13 protein-coding genes are annotated in these 15,918 nt (G+C 43.3%); 7 read left to right on the top strand and 6 right to left on the bottom strand.

Annotation, left to right across the window (positions count from 1 at the left end):
* Positions 1-31 precede the first annotated feature (31 nt).
* Positions 32-1,285, top strand: coding sequence for a right-handed parallel beta-helix repeat-containing protein (locus DEO27_RS22505; RefSeq protein WP_112568830.1), 1,254 nt, complete (start codon positions 32-34; stop codon positions 1,283-1,285).
* Between the two features lie 59 nt (positions 1,286-1,344).
* Positions 1,345-2,445, top strand: a complete 1,101-nt coding sequence (locus DEO27_RS22500; protein WP_112568828.1) for a phytase — start codon at positions 1,345-1,347, stop codon at positions 2,443-2,445.
* 127 nt (positions 2,446-2,572) lie between these two features.
* Here the strand turns inward: DEO27_RS22500 and DEO27_RS22495 are convergent, their stop codons facing one another.
* Entirely contained in the window at positions 2,573-3,133 is a 561-nt protein-coding gene (locus tag DEO27_RS22495) for a thioredoxin family protein (protein WP_112569049.1), read from the bottom strand.
* Between the two features lie 161 nt (positions 3,134-3,294).
* Here DEO27_RS22495 and DEO27_RS22490 point away from each other — a divergent pair, with 161 nt between their 5' ends.
* A complete protein-coding gene (locus DEO27_RS22490; protein WP_112568826.1) occupies positions 3,295-4,323 on the top strand; it encodes an arabinogalactan endo-beta-1,4-galactanase in 1,029 nt (342 codons plus the stop codon).
* Positions 4,324-4,329: 6 nt separating this feature from the next.
* Here DEO27_RS22490 and DEO27_RS22485 read toward each other — a convergent pair whose 3' ends face one another.
* The 3 genes from DEO27_RS22485 to DEO27_RS22475 form a co-directional block, all read right to left on the bottom strand.
* Positions 4,330-5,619, bottom strand: coding sequence for a carboxypeptidase-like regulatory domain-containing protein (locus DEO27_RS22485; RefSeq protein WP_190295192.1), 1,290 nt, complete (start codon positions 5,617-5,619; stop codon positions 4,330-4,332).
* 13 nt (positions 5,620-5,632) lie between these two features.
* Positions 5,633-8,089, bottom strand: a complete 2,457-nt coding sequence (locus DEO27_RS22480) for a TonB-dependent receptor plug domain-containing protein (protein WP_112568822.1) — start codon at positions 8,087-8,089, stop codon at positions 5,633-5,635.
* 288 nt (positions 8,090-8,377) lie between these two features.
* Positions 8,378-10,207, bottom strand: coding sequence for an ABC transporter ATP-binding protein (locus DEO27_RS22475; RefSeq protein ID WP_112568820.1), 1,830 nt, complete (start codon positions 10,205-10,207; stop codon positions 8,378-8,380).
* Positions 10,208-10,453: 246 nt separating this feature from the next.
* On the opposite strand from DEO27_RS22475, the gene DEO27_RS31800 reads away from it, so the two are divergent.
* From DEO27_RS31800 to DEO27_RS22465, 3 genes are read left to right on the top strand one after another with little or no spacing between them, the layout of a single operon-like run.
* The gene (locus DEO27_RS31800) at positions 10,454-11,062 is read left to right on the top strand and encodes a hypothetical protein (protein WP_223818027.1); all 609 of its coding nucleotides are present in this window, start codon (positions 10,454-10,456) and stop codon (positions 11,060-11,062) included.
* Positions 11,063-11,084: 22 nt separating this feature from the next.
* Positions 11,085-12,326 carry a sialate O-acetylesterase gene (locus DEO27_RS22470; protein ID WP_223818026.1) on the top strand — a complete coding sequence of 414 codons (1,242 nt, stop codon included), beginning with the start codon at positions 11,085-11,087 and terminating at the stop codon, positions 12,324-12,326.
* 23 nt (positions 12,327-12,349) lie between these two features.
* On the top strand, positions 12,350-13,879 hold the full coding sequence (locus DEO27_RS22465; protein WP_112568818.1) for an acetylxylan esterase: 1,530 nt from the start codon (positions 12,350-12,352) through the stop codon (positions 13,877-13,879).
* A gap of 52 nt (positions 13,880-13,931) precedes the next feature.
* On the opposite strand, the gene DEO27_RS22460 is transcribed toward DEO27_RS22465, so the two are convergent.
* Both DEO27_RS22460 and DEO27_RS22455 read right to left on the bottom strand, forming a co-directional pair.
* Positions 13,932-14,480 (bottom strand): histidine phosphatase family protein, encoded by a 549-nt coding sequence (locus tag DEO27_RS22460; RefSeq protein WP_223818025.1) that lies wholly within the window; start codon positions 14,478-14,480, stop codon positions 13,932-13,934.
* A 19-nt stretch (positions 14,481-14,499) separates the two neighbouring features.
* A complete protein-coding gene (locus DEO27_RS22455; protein WP_112568816.1) occupies positions 14,500-14,781 on the bottom strand; it encodes an ATP-dependent Clp protease adaptor ClpS in 282 nt (93 codons plus the stop codon).
* A gap of 100 nt (positions 14,782-14,881) precedes the next feature.
* Here DEO27_RS22455 and DEO27_RS31590 point away from each other — a divergent pair, with 100 nt between their 5' ends.
* The gene (locus DEO27_RS31590) at positions 14,882-15,751 is read left to right on the top strand and encodes a hypothetical protein (RefSeq protein ID WP_190295190.1); all 870 of its coding nucleotides are present in this window, start codon (positions 14,882-14,884) and stop codon (positions 15,749-15,751) included.
* Positions 15,752-15,918: the final 167 nt, after the last annotated feature.

Genomic DNA, 15,918 nt, shown 5'->3' with positions numbered 1-15,918 from the left:
AATTTATCAACCATAAATAAAAGGCATTACAATGAAACTAAAACAAATATTCGCGGCGGTGCTGCTATCGGCTATAGCCTTTAGCAGTTGCAGAAAAGCTAACCTTGATGTTGATACAAGCTCTGCTGATGGATCGGCAAGCGGTGAGGTATCAGGTGTTTGGGCAAAAGGCAGTACGCAGATCATCAAAGGTGATATTATTATCCCCGAAGGTAAATCACTTACTATTGAAGAGGGTGTAACCGTATTGATGGATACTATTGCTAAACCAGAGTTTATAGTAAAAGGTAACTTATACTCTTTAGGCACTGCCGAAAACCCGGTAAGGATCACCGTAAACCCGGCGTACCGCACTGATGCAAAGAAATTCGGTAAGATGTGGGGCGGGATTCTTGCGGCCAAAACCTGCGCCGAACTGGTGCTTGACCATACTATTTTGGAATACGGCGGCAACACAACATCCGACGGTTCATCATCGGTAAAGATGGGACTTTATAAGGCTGTCGCGGGCGAAAACCTGCCTGCGCTGTGGTTTTCAAATGTGAACGGTAAACTCATTGTAGTGAACTCAACTGTGCGCAACTTCCAGGAAGATTGTACTTATATTGAAGGCGGTAAGATTATTTTTGCCAACAATACTTTTTATACCACAGGTGTTACCGGCGGCGAGGCCATGAACTTTAAATCTGGATGTTTGGCCGATGTGGGTTTTAACCTTGTTTACAGTGCTAACACCAATGCCCTGAAACTATCAAACTCTGGCGACCGTGATCCGCAGGCTTATATCATATGCTATAATAATACCATGGTGAACACCGGCTGGCGCAGGCCATCGGCTAAAGGTGGTTCGGTATGGGTGGAGAACAATGTTCGTGCAGATATCCGCAATAACCTGTTTGCAAATACCCGTTTCGGCATCAAACGCGATACTAAATCTACCGAAGATAAACGTACCGTGATCAGCAATAACCTTTACTATGGTTATGATCAAACCACGGTAAACCAGTTCCAGCCGTCAAAAGATATTATTGGTGGTGTTAACGAAGTGATAGGTACCAAAGCAGGTGATAACGATCCTAAATTTGTGAACTACCCAGAATCAACCCCGGTATTGAATGCTGTTTTTGATACCAACTGGGATTTCCATTTACAAAGCGGTTCTCCGGCCTTAAATCACGGCGTAACCAACTTTACCCGCCATCATGCTGCCGGTATTACCGTAAACGGGATAACTTACGTATCTCCTGATCCGGCTACCTATATCGGCGCTTTCGGAACAAAATAAATTAACTCATCGCAATGATCCTGCGTACCCCGGCAGGATCATTTTTTTAATAATGATCAATGAATAAATTAAGCAAATTAGCTTTTGTAGCGCTTGCTGTTGCTATAGGTAATACCGCTTGCGGTCAGAGCCAGGTGCGTAACAGTAAAGGCCTTACTATCCCCGGCAGCACAGCCCCCGAAATAAAACCCGTAGTTATTACAGAACCGGTATTGTATGATACCGATGATCCTGCAATATGGGTTAACCCCGCTGATCCGTCTAAAAGCCTTATTATCGGTACAGATAAAAATAGCGAGGGCGCGCTGTTCGTATTCGACCTGCAGGGTAAAATTATTAAGGATAAAGTTGTGCATGGTTTAAAACGCCCAAACAATGTTGACCTTGCCTATGGTTTAATGCTGGGCGGTAAACCAACAGATATTGTTATTACTACCGAACGCATGACCCACAAACTCCGGATCTATTCACTGCCGGATATGAAACCTGTAGATAATGGCGGCATCGACGCTTTTGTTGGTGAAACTGGTTTGGAATACCGCGATTTAATGGGAATCTCTATTTATACCGCGAAAAATGGCAAGATGTACGCCATAGTAGGCCGTAAAAATGGTCCGCAAAACGGCGGCTACATCTGGCAGTATCTGCTTGAGGATGATGGCTCCGGCAATGTAAAAGCTACATTGGCGCGTAAGTTTGGTAAATACAGTGGCAAAAAAGAGATAGAGTCAATTGCTGTTGATAACGAGCTGGGCTATATCTACTACTCCGATGAGCAGGTAGGCGTGCGCCAGTATTATGCCGATCCGGAAAAAGGCGACCAGGAACTGGCAATATTCGGCACCTCTGGCTTTAAGGCCGATCACGAAGGTATTTCGATTTATAAATTAACCGATACAACAGGCTATATCCTGGTATCCGACCAGGGCGCTAACCGCTTTCAGATTTTTAGCAGAGAGGGTACCAAAGCAAATCCTTTTGAACATCAATTGCTGAAAATTGCCAACGTTGCCGCAAGGGAAAGTGATGGCAGCGACGTGATTGCTACTCCGTTAAATGATACTTTTAAGCATGGCATTTTTGTGGTGATGAGTACCGATAAAACTTTTCACTATTACCGCTGGGAAGATATAGCTGGTAAGGAGTTGAAGGTAAAATAACAACAAAACATAAGAAGACGTCATTGCGAGGAACGAAGCAATCCCCGATTAGCAGAGCCGCTCTGTATAGTTTGGGATTGCTTCGTTCCTTACAGCAATGACGACTTTTTTATCATTTTGGCCAGAATCATAGTGTATGATTAATAATATCCAAAAACTCCAGCTGAAAGCTTACGCCTTTATCTTCATTATACCATTTTTGTAACACTATCTTCTTCTCGCTCATTTCAACGTGGTCTTTAACCATTTGCAGGTATAAGCGCTGGCACTCTGCCGGTCGCGGTCCCCAGGTGCCCAGGTCCTGATTGTTTTCATCCGAAATAATGATCTTCGGGATTGACCGGGTGCCGTTGGTAAGGTAGCTTTCAATTAAAAATGGCGGCGAATCCCTTAACTGGTAGTCAACTTTAATGAGCGGGTTAAGCTCCGAAAGACGGTGCAGAAACGGTATGGTGTGCGAGGCATCGCCGCACCAGGCTTCTGTAATTACCGTCCATGTTTGTGGTTTACTGATCTTTTCAATAGCGGCAGTCAGATCAGGATTTAATACACCAACCTTTAGCCAGCGTTGCTGGCGCGACCAATTAAGCTTTGTATAATTTAAATAATCCGGGTTATCGTACGGAGCCGGCGGATTAGGGCTGTTTAAAATATCGAAAAATAGCTCTTGATAAGCTGTAAAATTCATAATGTGTTTTCTTGTATAATAATTAACTAACGGCGAACCGTTTAACATCGCAAAATTAGATAACGGATGGGGGGAGTTATCTTAATGTAGATCAATTTCTATAACCTTTACAGAACTATGATTAAATATACTATGTAAATTTGGTTATCAACACAACTAATATGGAACACAGGTTTAGCGTAAACAAAATATTACTGATAGCATTAAGCATTATAGGTATAGGGGCGTTATCGGCTTATAAACCTTCACCGGCTAAAAATGTTCCGGTCAAGCTTAAGCTAATCATGGGAGCCGATATTTCCTTTATCCCCCAACTGGAAGCCGAAGGACACAAGTTTTATGATAATGGCGTAAGCAAAGACCCGTTCATTATTTTGAAAGATCATGGCTTTAACTACGTGAGGCTCCGCGTTTTCAATAATCCCAAAGCCGATAGCGGTTATTCGGCAAAGGCTTATTGTGGTTTGGAGGATACCAAAAAGATGGCTTTACGCATTAAGGATGCCGGAATGGGCTTTTTACTTGATTTTCATTACAGCGATACCTGGGCCGATCCGGGCCATCAACATAAACCGGCCGCGTGGAAAAATCTCAATAACCAGCAATTACAGGATTCTATAAAAGCATTTACGAGGCTTACCCTGCTTACCCTTAAACAGCAGGGCACCCTGCCCGATATGGTGCAGGTAGGTAATGAAATTAATCATGGTATTTTATGGCCCGATGGTCGCGCTAAAAACCTGGATACGCTTGCCGGTTTCCTGAAGGCCGGTACAAATACGGTAAGAGAGGTGAGCGGCAAGATTAAGGTTATGCTGCACATAGCCTGTGGCGGGCAAAATGCCGAGTCGAGGTACTTTGTTGATAATATGCTTAAAAGGGGAGTTAAATTCGATATCATTGGCGAATCATACTATCCCGAATGGCATGGCACACCTGACAGTTTACGGAACAATCTGACAGATCTTAACACCCTTTATAAACAAGATGTTATAGTAGTTGAATACTCACAACTCAAACGTGAGGTGAATGACGTGGCGTTTTCATTACCCGGCAATAAAGTTAAGGGCACTTTTATTTGGGAGCCCTTTAGCTGGGGCGAAACCTTTGTTGATAAACAAGGAAACACAAACGCGCATATGGCTACTTATGATAGCGTCAAAACTCAATATCACATTGCAGATAAATAAAAAGTATTAATTAGGCTCATAATCATAAGGCAATTTGGTTGCCATTTTTTCCCACCATCCCCAAAAGCCGTTAAGGTACAGGTTGGTATTGTTGTAATAGCCATTTTCTGTAATTTCTACCGGGATGCCTTTCTCCAGCAGTAGCTCGGTAAAAGGATATTGTTTGGTGGGCATAATCAGCTGGCTTGTACTTATACCAGTACTTTGAACTGTTGTGCTTTCGGTGGTTAAGGCGGCGTGGTTACGGTAGTTATAATATTCTTCAGGTTCTTTGATCTTTTTATAAACAACCTGCAGCTGATCTTTAAAATTTAAGGTAATGTTGTTTTCTGATTTCGCTGAAATGTCTTTAGCCTTTAATGGCTCACTCATTTTTATCTCGGATTTATTAGTCAGTATCTTTTTGTAATATCGCAGCGAGTCTTTATTAAATATTTTGGAAGCTATCTGATTGGTGTCTAAGAGTTTGTTTTTCTCAATTTTTGCCGAGTCCAGGTATGTGTTAAGTTTTTGTGCATAAAGTTTTTCAATTCTTTCTTTTTCCCTGATGTTTCCCGCGCTAAACTGCCGCACTTCAAAACCTTCTTCTTTCAGTTTGTCGTTGTATAGCGCCCGGGTAAAATGCATAAACGACAATGAATAAGCTTTCAGCCGGTTTTGTTCCCAGGTAGCCTTCCTCCGCTCGTTTCCGTCTATTTCTTTAAATAAGTAATAACCCTGGTAATCAACTTCGTTTTTTGATGTGTAAAATGTAAAGTCAACCAGGGTTAGCGATACCAGGTAGCCAAGATCTTCATTCCTGATAATTAATGGCTCGGAGGCGTAGGCATGAAGCTCCTGTTTGGCATCGTCATAATCAAAGCCAATCACTTCGGGATTGGTAATGGTACAGTGTGCGGCGAATGCCGATGTGCCGATAAATTGTTCTGTAAACATTGCTCCCCAACGTTTCCAGTTATTACTGGCTTTAGAAGTAACTATAACGTCCTTTAGCTGATGACTTACGGGAGTTAAAACAAAATCAATGTTTGATGAAATAGAGCTGGTGTTTAATGCCCTGGCGGTGGTTTTATAGCCGATATAAGAAACTACAATTTTGAAATTCCCTTTGGCCTGCAATGTGAGTTTAAAATGGCCGCTGGTATCGGTCATAGTGCCGTTTTTCGATTCAGCAATAAATACACTTGCGTTTACCAGCGGGCTGCCTTTTTCGTCAGTTACTTTACCGCTAATTTGCTGCTGGCCAAAAGCATGAGTAACAAAAAGACAAAAAATGATAGTTAGTATTTTCTTCATGATCCTGTTACGCTTATTTAATAGCATATTCCTGGTAGTGGTAACCTATTTTTCCATCGCCTGAAATACCTTCAATCGTAAGAGCTATATTTTTTACATCAGCGCCAATAGGAAATTCCAATACCGATTGTCCTCTATCGTCGGTTTTTACTACCGGGTTCCAAAACAGAGTTTCGGGCGAGTTCCTTTTTGTCCTATCGGCTACCGGGTACTTCGGCACATAAAACTCCCGGTATTTTTGATATCCGTTATAAGTAAAGTTAATTACACCTGGTGTTGATGTAACAGTTATATCCTCCGGCTCATCCATCTCATTATAATTGATGCCACCTTTTTTGGTGGTGATCACCAATACACCGCCGCTGCCGGCCAGGCCATAAGCCGCAATTAATGAACCTGAACGCAGTACTTCTATACTTTGCACATTGCCTGCCGGTATGCTGTTTAAGGATATCTGGCCTGGCTGTATTGGAACTCCGTCAAGCACAAATAACATAGGTTTGTTTAAGCCGCCGGTGCTGTAAGGGACTTTTGTGTAACCATGGCTAAACGGGTCTTTTTTTATTCTAAAATATACGCCGACTAATCTTCCCTCCAAACAAATTTCCAGGTTATCGCAATGGTTGAGGTCTTTATAGGTGATGATTTGATTGGCGTTTCCAGCACCATTAAAGTTTGCCGATGGCGCGACAGCCTTTTCAGTGGCGCTTAGTTTTTTTGATTTCACAACAACTTCACTTAACTGGCGCGTTCCGTTTTTGATGGTGTGCGCTTGGTTAGTTGGGGATTGTGCAGGATAATTGGACAATTCTTCCTTTACAACATAACCAGTTGAATCGGCAGGTGCAAATTGATCAAGGATAATGTTGATATCTTTACTATCTGTAGATGCTATTATCGAAAATTGATGTTGCTCCTGCAGGTCGGGCAAATTAAAAGTAAACCTTCCTTTGCTATCGGTCACGGTGCGTATTGTAAATGCCGAATCGCCTTTTGATACCAGCATAACATTTTGTTTGGGTAAAGTTGAGCCTTTGCCTGTTTGTATTTTGCCGCTTAACGTTTGTTGTGTTTGAGCCGGGTAAATCACATCCGGAAATTTACCGGCTAAAAGGTCTTTCCATATAAATCTTCGCCAACCCTGTGTCAGCATTAAATTGTCGAGCTGTAAGCTGATTTGCGGTTCCCGGCTTTTGAAATAATGATTAGGGTATTCAATATAGCCATTAAGATCGGATGTCAACAGCAGATCGGATAAAATGGAAGGCGTTAGGGTTGTGCTGTCAACCGGAGTTTTTCGGTTTACAACAGCTACTGAAAAATTTGCGCTAACCGGATTTGCTAACTGATCTGTAGCCTCAATCGGGATTTGAATAACAGAATTTGTTGATAATATTTTTGGTGTACCTGCATTTAAACGGAGCTGATCATGCCGGTCTATAAATATCAAACGTTCGGCTTTAGGTTCTGAAAGGTTATTAAAAAGGGTGAATTGAACAATGCCGGTAGGCAACGTTCGTTTAGGAATGGAAATACTGCCCTGATTATTTGAAAGATCAAGCTTTGTTAAGCTGATCAGCTTATTGTTTGCCTGAGCGGCCAGCCAAACCGGCTCAGTAGCTTTCAAACCACCGGCCATCACCTGTATAATTACATTAGCTTTATCCTGGTTGTTTACAGCCAAAGCATATCCGGAGGTCAAAGCAACAGGTAAAGTAACTTTTTTTGTAACCCCATCCTTAAACCTGACATGGGCTTCATAACTATGGCCTTGAGTAGGTGTGAGATTAAACCTGCCCATGCCCGCAAATGAAGATTGAAGGTTTGACAATATCTTTCCGCTTTCATCTGTAATTGTTCCTGATACATCCTCGCCTAATCCGGTATTATTGATGGCTTTGAATGCTATAACTGAGGTAATGCCATTTACCAGATCACCACCTTCCGGAAAAAATTGAATGTTGTGGAGCTCGTCATTACGAGTCTTTTTGGTTTCCCTGGGGATACTCTGTTTGGAATTTGCCGGGTTTCCTATTTTTAAGCTGGTATGATAAAATAATTCAGGTTTAAAATTTCGCATCCAGGCAGTGTAGGCGCGTAAAGTATAAGTGCCTCTTTCCATGCTGTCAGGAAGAGCAACCCAACCGGATACGCCGCCATCATTAACTGGAAACCGGAGTTCGATAACACGGGAATCCTGACTGTTTAAAAGATCAACGTATAAAACTTTGCTAAGATCTGTAAATTGGTTGTTTTGAGCATTTACTACATAAGCCCTAAAGCGCAAGGTATCGCCGCTTGAGTGATTATTTCTATCCAAATGCAGGTGAACTTTTTCCTGCGGAAATTTTTCTCCAAATTGTTGTAAAAGCGGTGGGATTTTGCTTTCCGGACTTGCTGTTTGACCAAAAACAGTCATCCTGAAAAAAATAGCGGGCAGGAGAAAAAGCAAACCTTTTTTTATGATCATAAGGCAATAGGTAATGGTTTGTTAAAATCCGGGATCAGTGAACCGGAGCAAGTGTGTATTAACACTTGATTGTTTATAACTGGCTGTTTAAAGCAAGATAAAAATGCCTTATTATTTATTTAACCTATTAGTCAAATACTCTCATTGTTTGGTCGTTTTATCTCGTTTTACACCAAAATGGCCCTTCTGTCGCCTGGTAATCAATGGTGTTGGGTGAAAAAGTTTACTGAAAGGCATAAGGGATATACCACTGAAACAAAATTGGGTTAATCTGTGAACCTGGATTTTTTATTGATACCCGGCAGCCTGTAAGTTGAAAAGTTCGGCATAGCGGCCATTGTTGGCCATGAGTTGTTCATGTGTGCCGGCTTCAAGAATGCAGCCCCTTTCTAAAACAATGATCCGGTCGGCCAGCCTTGCTGTTGAAAACCTGTGTGAAATAAGCACTGCCGATTTGCCCTGGGTCAAAGACGAAAAACGCTGGAAAACCTCGTACTCCGCACGGGCGTCAAGAGCGGCTGTAGGTTCGTCAAGAATAAGTACCTGCGCATCCTTCATATAAGCCCTTGCCAGCGCAACTTTTTGCCATTCCCCGCCAGATAGTTCCACTCCCTCATTAAACCGCCTGCCTAACCATTGGTCATATCCCAATGGAAGCCTGGCAGCCAATGTGTCGGCGAGGCTCTCATGAGCAGCCTTACGGATCAATTCAATATTGGCCTGCTCATCAATATTTCCAACCGCGATATTCTGCGAAAAACTCATCTGGTAACGGATATAATCCTGAAAAATAATACCGAGGTTTAGCCGGAGATCGGCAATGTCGTAGTTTCGCAGGTCGGTGCCGTCCAGCAGGATACGCCCCTCAGTAGGGTCATATAAGCGGGCAAGTAATTTAACAAGCGTAGTTTTGCCTGCGCCGTTCTCACCAACCAATGCTATTTTTTCGCCGGGTTGCAGGGTAAAGTTCAGGTGCCGGTTGGCCCATGATTCGGCATTGTTATATTTAAAGCCTACATCTTCAAATGTGAAGCCTTGCTTTATCGGTTTCGGAAATGGTAAAGGAGATGCGGCCACAGTAATTTTTGGTTTGATCTCAAAAAACTCATGAAAATCATTGAGGTAGATGGCTCCCTGTGATACCGATGTAAAACGGTTTAACGAATTTTCCATCAGGCTGCTAAGCTGCCGGAACGAACCGGCGAGGAAAGTAAGTGTACCTACCGAAGATTTACCTGTAACCGTTTGGTAAATAATAAACCCGTAAGCCACATAATAGCCGATACTACCCAAAACGGAAAAGAAGGTGCCCCAGGCCGAACGTCTTACAGCAAGTTTGCTATTATCGGTATAAAATTTATCTGATAGCGTTTTAAAGCGGTTGATGATAAAATCAGCAAGGCCAAAAATCTTAACTTCTTTTGCCGTTTCATCGCTCGCGCCCAGGTAGCGTACATAATCCAGCTCTCTTCTTTCAGGGGTCTGGCTTCTGGTTAACGCGTAATTCTGACTGTTAAAGTAACTTTCTCCCATAAATGACGGGATAATGGATATGAGTAATAACAGAATTAACCAGGGGTTTAAAGTTAATAAGCCGGTAAGCAGAAAAGCGATGGAGATGAAATCCTGGATTTGGCTCATTACTTGTGATAAAAGCACGGTGCGGCCTACGGTTTGCTGCCTTGCCCGTTCCAGTTTATCATAAAATACAGAATCTTCAAATTGCTCGAGATCAAGTGTGGCCGCATGGCGCATGATGCGCATGGATGTATAGTTAGAAAAAAGATCCCCAAGCAGACTATCTATCAGGCTTATCATCCTGTTTAAGCCGTCGGTTAATATAGCCAGCAAAAATTCGATGATAACCAATTTCCATAATTCATGTTGGCTTCCACCGTGCCGGTTAAGCAACACCACCTGATCGATGATCAGTTTACCCACATACAACAAGGCAACCGGCATGGCCGAGCGGATAATGCGCAACAAAAAACTCATCGTTGTTTTACCCGGACTGCTTTGCCAAACCAAACTGAAAAACTCGGGAAGGTTGCTTAATGCAGACAGCCGTTCTTTGAATGAGATCTTTTGCTCGGGTTTGATATTTCTTGTTTTAGCCATCCGCCACCTTTAATAAATGCGATGTTAAACAAATTAATATTGAAATGCAGACAATCAGCATACTTATGATCATTTACTGACTAAACTTATGGTGTTTAAAATAGGCCGATAATTTATCTGTTTTGATGATTTAGATATTAGACATTAGTTAAAAGTAAATAAAGATGGATTTGCGCAATCGATTGAGTAATTGCTTTTTATTTACTATTTTGGTAAGATAAACCGTTAATACCAATCTTTCGAGTTATGAGGTCAGTAAAGCTATTGCTTGCCCTGCTGTGCGCTTGTGTTATAATGCCCGCTTACGCTGCAATCCGTTTGCCGCAGTTGGTTTCTGATGGCATGATATTGCAGCGGGACGCGAAAGTAAAGATCTGGGGATGGGCCGATGCCGGCGAAAAAATAACCATCAATTTTCAGCATAAAACCTATTATACAGTTACCAATCAAAATGGGATATGGAAAGTCACGCTTTCGCCGATGAAAGCCGGGGGCCCATATGCCATGGAACTTACCGGTAAAAATCAGATCGTTATCCATGATATTTTAATTGGCGATGTATGGTTTTGCTCGGGCCAGTCGAATATGGTTTTACCCATGGAGCGTGTAAAGGAAAAATACTCTGATGAGATCTCCAAGGCTAATTACCCACAGATCAGGAATTTTTTTGTTAAAACCGAGGCCGATGTAACCAAACAACATCCAGATCTGTTGCCCGGTAAGTGGATAAAGGCCGATCCTGGAACTGTTTTGAGCTTCGGTGCTGCGTCATGGTTTTTTGCGAAGCAGCTCTATCAAAAATATCATGTACCCATAGGTATCATCAACTCAAGCGTAGGCGGCACAGTTTGGTAACACCACTTTTATGGATAGCGTGATGAAAACACTCCCGCAACCTGTTGATCCGCTCAATACATCGGCATATGGAACCGATAAAGGTTTGAGTGGGAGCAAACCATGGTATGATACCACGTACATCCCGCATAACTGGCATCGTTTCTGGCTGCCAGGTTACTGGGCCGATCAAGGCGTAAAAAATCTTAATGGCGTGGTATGGTTCAGAAAAGAAATAAACCTGCCTGCATCCATACAGGGTAAAGTGGGCAAACTTTTTTTGGGTAGAATAATAGATGCCGATCAGACCTATTTGAACGGGCAGCTGGTAGGGAGCATTACTTATCAGTATCCGCCAAGGCGATATGCTGTACCTGCAGGATTATTAAAGCCTGGTAAAAATATCATTGTGGTGCGGGTGGTTAACACAGAAGATAAAGGCGGTTTTGTACCGGATAAACGCTATTGTTTGACGATAGCCGGAGATACTATCGACCTTCGTGGCGACTGGCAATATAAAGTAGGACAGGTATTTGAACCAGCTAAAGAAAAACCGGAGTTTTCGGCCCAGAATGAGCCAACCGGGCTTTATAATACTATGGTAGCACCCGTTATCAATTACACCATTAAAGGTATGGTTTGGTACCAGGGCGAAAGCAATGCTGCCCGGGCGGCTGAATATGGGACACTGCTAAAAGCGCTTATTATCGACTGGCGCAACAAATGGCAGCAGGGTAATATCCCGTTTATTTACGCTCAGCTTCCCAATTTTAATGAGGTACAATATTCACCAGCCGAAAGCGACTGGGCACAATTGCGGGAGGGGCAGCTTAGTGCTCTGGAGCTACCCAACACCGGAATGGCTATAACTATTGATGCCGGTGAATGGAACGATATTCATCCCCTCAATAAAAAAACGGTGGGTGAGCGCCTTGCCCGCGCTGCCGAAAATGTGGCTTATGGTGATTTAAAGGTAGTATCATCGGGGCCGATATATCAGGCGGCTAAAATTGAGGGCAATAAAATAGAGATTACCTTTAAGAATACAGGAGCGGGCTTGGTTGCATGGGATGGCGAAGAACTATCGCAATTCGCGATAGCCGGTGCGGATAAAAAGTTTGTTTGGGCAAAGGCTGTTATTATGGGAGATAAAGTATTGGTTTGGAATGATAAAATATCGGCACCACTTTATGTTAGGTATGCCTGGGCCGATAACCCTGATGGCGCAAACCTGTACAACAAAGAAGGTCTGCCTGCATCTCCTTTTCGTACCGGCGATAAATGATAACCATCTTTAAATAAGAAGAAATGAAAAGTACCACTTTATTTTTCTTACTCACATATGCCATAATGGCAAAGGCGCAAAATACCCCTCCGGTAAACTTTACCGCCGACCAGGATCATCAGAATATGATGAAACAATTGGGAATTAAAAAATTACGTAATGGTCCCAGTGGAGATGAATCGGCTCCGAACCATGCCAATTATGACGAATCGTTAGCCAACCCTTATCCGGATTTGCCAGAAGTACTTACTTTAAAAAACGGCAAGAAAGTTACTACGCCCCAAATGTGGTGGAAGCAACGACGTCCCGAAATTGTGGAAGATATGGAGCGTGAAGTTTACGGTCGTATCCCCGCCGATGTACCCAAAGTAACATGGACAGTAAAAGTAACCGATAAAGAGCGCGTTGGCTTCTTCCCGGTGATTGCCAAACAGCTGATAGGGCACGTTGATAACGCGGCATATCCACTTATCAATGTAAATATTGAAATGACTTTGGTGTTACCTGCTAATGCCAAAGGCCCGGTGCCCGTGTTGATGATGTTTGGCAGAAGTGTTTTACCAGCACCGGCGCAGCCCCCGGCTGCTGATCTTGAAAAGATTAACAACGCGTTAAAAGAATTACTGGTAAAAGATCATCCTGAACTGAAAACTATTTTTGAGCAATACCCGGCTTATAATCCGATAGCTGAACAATCACCCTTTGGACCGGCCGGTTTTCCGACGATGAAAGGTGATCCGCCGACAGCCTCTCAATTAATAGCCAACGGCTGGGGATACGTGCTGATAGATCCTGCTTCGATTCAGGCGGATAATGCCGAAGGTTTAACCAAAGGAATTATTGGTTTGGTAAACAAAGGTCAGCCGCGAAAACCTGAGGATTGGGGGGCTTTGCGCGCCTGGTCATGGGGAGCAGCACGCGCCCTCGATTACCTGGAAACAGAGCCTGCCATAGATGCCAAACACGTGGGCATTGAAGGGGTATCCCGCTATGGTAAAGCGGCATTGGTGACACTGGCTTTTGAGCAACGGTTTGCGATGGGTTTGATCGGTTCTTCGGGCGAAGGTGGAGCTAAGCTGCACCGCCGCAATTTTGGCGAGGCGGTTGAAAGCCTTACCGGGGGCGAGTATTATTGGATGGCCGGTAACTTTATGAAGTATGGCGCTGCAGAGGCCACGTTTGGCGTTAAAACAGTAAAAGATATTCCGGTAGACGCCCATGAACTGATTGCCTTATGCGCTCCAAGATTTACTTTTATTAGCTACGGTATTCCGGAGCAGGGAGATGCCAAGTGGCTCGACCAACAGGGGAGTTATATGGCAACTGTAGCCGCCGGCCCGGTATTTAAGCTGCTTGGCGCAAAAGACCTTGGTGTTTCAAGTGATTACAAAACTGAAAAAATGCCGCCCGTAAATACCGGTTTACTTAATGGAGAGCTGGCCTGGCGGCAGCATGACGGAGGCCATACCGATGCACCAAACGTAAAGTATTTTATAGCGTGGGCAAATAAACTGATGGGCTACGGCAAAGAAGGCGCTGATAAAAGCAAATGACTTTCCGGCACATGTTTGCAGTAATTAACATTTGGGGAAGATAGGTGAATTTTTAAAAACTACATCCTGCAGCCGGTGTAATTCCTTCTTTATCCTGGGTTAATGATGGTTGGCCTTTTTTGAAGGTCACTATCCAGATGCTGTCAAAATCATTATCGGGCCATTGCAGGTCTTTAACTTTAAGGCCTAAAGCTTTCAGCAAAGGTTTAAGCTCATTGTGTTCCCAAACAATAAGGATGGTGCCTTTTTTTGATGTAAGCTCCTTGGCCATGCCGTTATCATCCTCTTCCTCAAAATTACTATTGATAGTAAGGTTATATTTTACTGCAAATGGCGAGATAGTTTGGAACATACGCGACCTCGGGGTTGACTTGCCCTGGTGCATGGCCGGTACATAAATATGATCGGGCAAACCAAATTTGGCTTTTAAAACCTCGGGCAGTTTAAGCGAACGGTTAAAGCCTGCGCATGAAAGGTTATCCCCTACATCGGGCTTTTCGGCATGACGGATGAATACCAGTTTCAGGTTTTTCCCCTGGCCGCAGGCGGTAAGGCTGGCCCAACCGACTATTAAAAAAAGTATGAATGTTTTTTTTATCATGCCGGTTATTGTTAGCGTTTTATTCTACAGAAACTGTTAATCCTTCCTGCTGAAGGATTTTGCGGTAAATCTCCATTTCGGTAAAAGAGCCTTCAAGTACGGCGCATTTGCCTTCATTATGTACTTTCCAGGCTATCTTTTCGGCCTGTGGTTCAGAGTAATCCAGGTATTTCATCATACAGTGGATCACGTGGTCAAAAGTGTTAAAATCATCGTTCCAGAGTATTAAACGATGTGTCTCTTTAAGTCCTGCAAGTAACTCTTCGAGGGTAAATGTTTCTTCCTGTACTTCGGTTGGCATACGTAACTACAAATTTACTCAAAAACAATAATAAAAGTGTTAAAATCGTGTTCCATGGTCTTAAAAATCATGTTACACACAAACCCCTAAAAAATTTCACATGAAAAAGGCATACCCGGCTTTTGCTTTGGCATTAGCTGCACAACTTTTAACCGCTCACCATTCATCTGCCCAAAACACAAAAAACAATCTGCAAGGCCCGCCTGCTAACATCAATGTTGACGGCGACTTGAAGGAGTGGGGCGATAGTCTGCGTTATTATAACGACGAAAAGAAGTTAAATTATGCACTGGCTAATGATAAGGATTACCTGTATGCCGCCATCAGGGTGAGTGACAGGCTTGATAAAATGAAAGTGCTGAATGCCGGTATTACTTTAACTATCGATCCCAAAGGAAAAAAGAAAGATAGTTTTACCCTTACTTTTCCCTTAGCCGCCCCCGGTGAAAAACTGGAATTTCCAAAACCCAAAGATGATAATGGAGAGATTACCCAGGCCGACCGTGATGAGCTGATGCGCGAACGCATAACTAAGCTAAGATATATTAAGGTTATTGGATTTAAGGATATAGAGGGTGATATGATCACCACGTCCAATACCTATGGTATTAAAACCGCTATAAATTATGATGCCAACGGCGACCTGGTTTATGAGGCAGCCATCCCGTTAAGTTTTTTTCATGCCGGTAACGATACGTTTAAAAGTGAATGGGCTTTCAATTTTAAAATAAACGGTTTTCAACGGCCAACCGGTGGTGGTACAGGAGAAGGCGATCATGATGGCGGCGGCTTTGGCGGTGGTGGTCGTGGTGGCAGAGGTGGAATGGGCGGCGGCATGGGTGGCGGTCGTGGAGGAAGGGGTGGCCGTGGAGGCATGGGCGGCGGCATGGGCCGTGGAGCAGCGGGAGGAGCCGGCGAAATGTCAAAATCGGTTGATTTTTGGGAGAAATATTATTTAAGCTCTAAATAAGTTTGTTTAAAAAAAGGAAGTCCGAAAGATTTGAGCGATGCTCATTTCTTTCGGACTTTCCGACTGCGGACTTCTGTTTGAAGCTATTTCATTTAAAAAGTAAAATCCGAAAGACTAAGCAATGCTTATTTCTTTCGGACTTTCTGACTGCGGACTTCCGATTTAAA

It is taken from the genome of Mucilaginibacter rubeus (genome assembly GCF_003286415.2).
Taxonomy (GTDB): Bacteria; Bacteroidota; Bacteroidia; order Sphingobacteriales; family Sphingobacteriaceae; genus Mucilaginibacter; species Mucilaginibacter rubeus_A.
The sequence above is the reverse complement of the archived record's forward strand: the minus strand, read 5'-3'. Positions and strand labels throughout refer to the sequence as shown.

Excerpts from the sequence above, each read along its gene's own strand:
- DEO27_RS22505 (WP_112568830.1), top strand. The coding sequence starts at position 32 with ATGAAACTAAAACAAATATTCGCGGCGGTGCTGCTATCGGCTATAGCC.
- DEO27_RS22500 (WP_112568828.1), top strand. The coding sequence starts at position 1,345 with ATGAATAAATTAAGCAAATTAGCTTTTGTAGCGCTTGCTGTTGCTATA.
- DEO27_RS22495 (WP_112569049.1), bottom strand. The coding sequence starts at position 3,133 with ATGAATTTTACAGCTTATCAAGAGCTATTTTTCGATATTTTAAACAGC.
- DEO27_RS22490 (WP_112568826.1), top strand. The coding sequence starts at position 3,295 with ATGGAACACAGGTTTAGCGTAAACAAAATATTACTGATAGCATTAAGC.
- DEO27_RS22485 (WP_190295192.1), bottom strand. The coding sequence starts at position 5,619 with ATGAAGAAAATACTAACTATCATTTTTTGTCTTTTTGTTACTCATGCT.
- DEO27_RS22480 (WP_112568822.1), bottom strand. The coding sequence starts at position 8,089 with ATGATCATAAAAAAAGGTTTGCTTTTTCTCCTGCCCGCTATTTTTTTC.
- DEO27_RS22475 (WP_112568820.1), bottom strand. The coding sequence starts at position 10,207 with ATGGCTAAAACAAGAAATATCAAACCCGAGCAAAAGATCTCATTCAAA.
- DEO27_RS31800 (WP_223818027.1), top strand. The coding sequence starts at position 10,454 with ATGAGGTCAGTAAAGCTATTGCTTGCCCTGCTGTGCGCTTGTGTTATA.
- DEO27_RS22470 (WP_223818026.1), top strand. The coding sequence starts at position 11,085 with ATGAAAACACTCCCGCAACCTGTTGATCCGCTCAATACATCGGCATAT.
- DEO27_RS22465 (WP_112568818.1), top strand. The coding sequence starts at position 12,350 with ATGAAAAGTACCACTTTATTTTTCTTACTCACATATGCCATAATGGCA.
- DEO27_RS22460 (WP_223818025.1), bottom strand. The coding sequence starts at position 14,480 with ATGATAAAAAAAACATTCATACTTTTTTTAATAGTCGGTTGGGCCAGC.
- DEO27_RS22455 (WP_112568816.1), bottom strand. The coding sequence starts at position 14,781 with ATGCCAACCGAAGTACAGGAAGAAACATTTACCCTCGAAGAGTTACTT.
- DEO27_RS31590 (WP_190295190.1), top strand. The coding sequence starts at position 14,882 with ATGAAAAAGGCATACCCGGCTTTTGCTTTGGCATTAGCTGCACAACTT.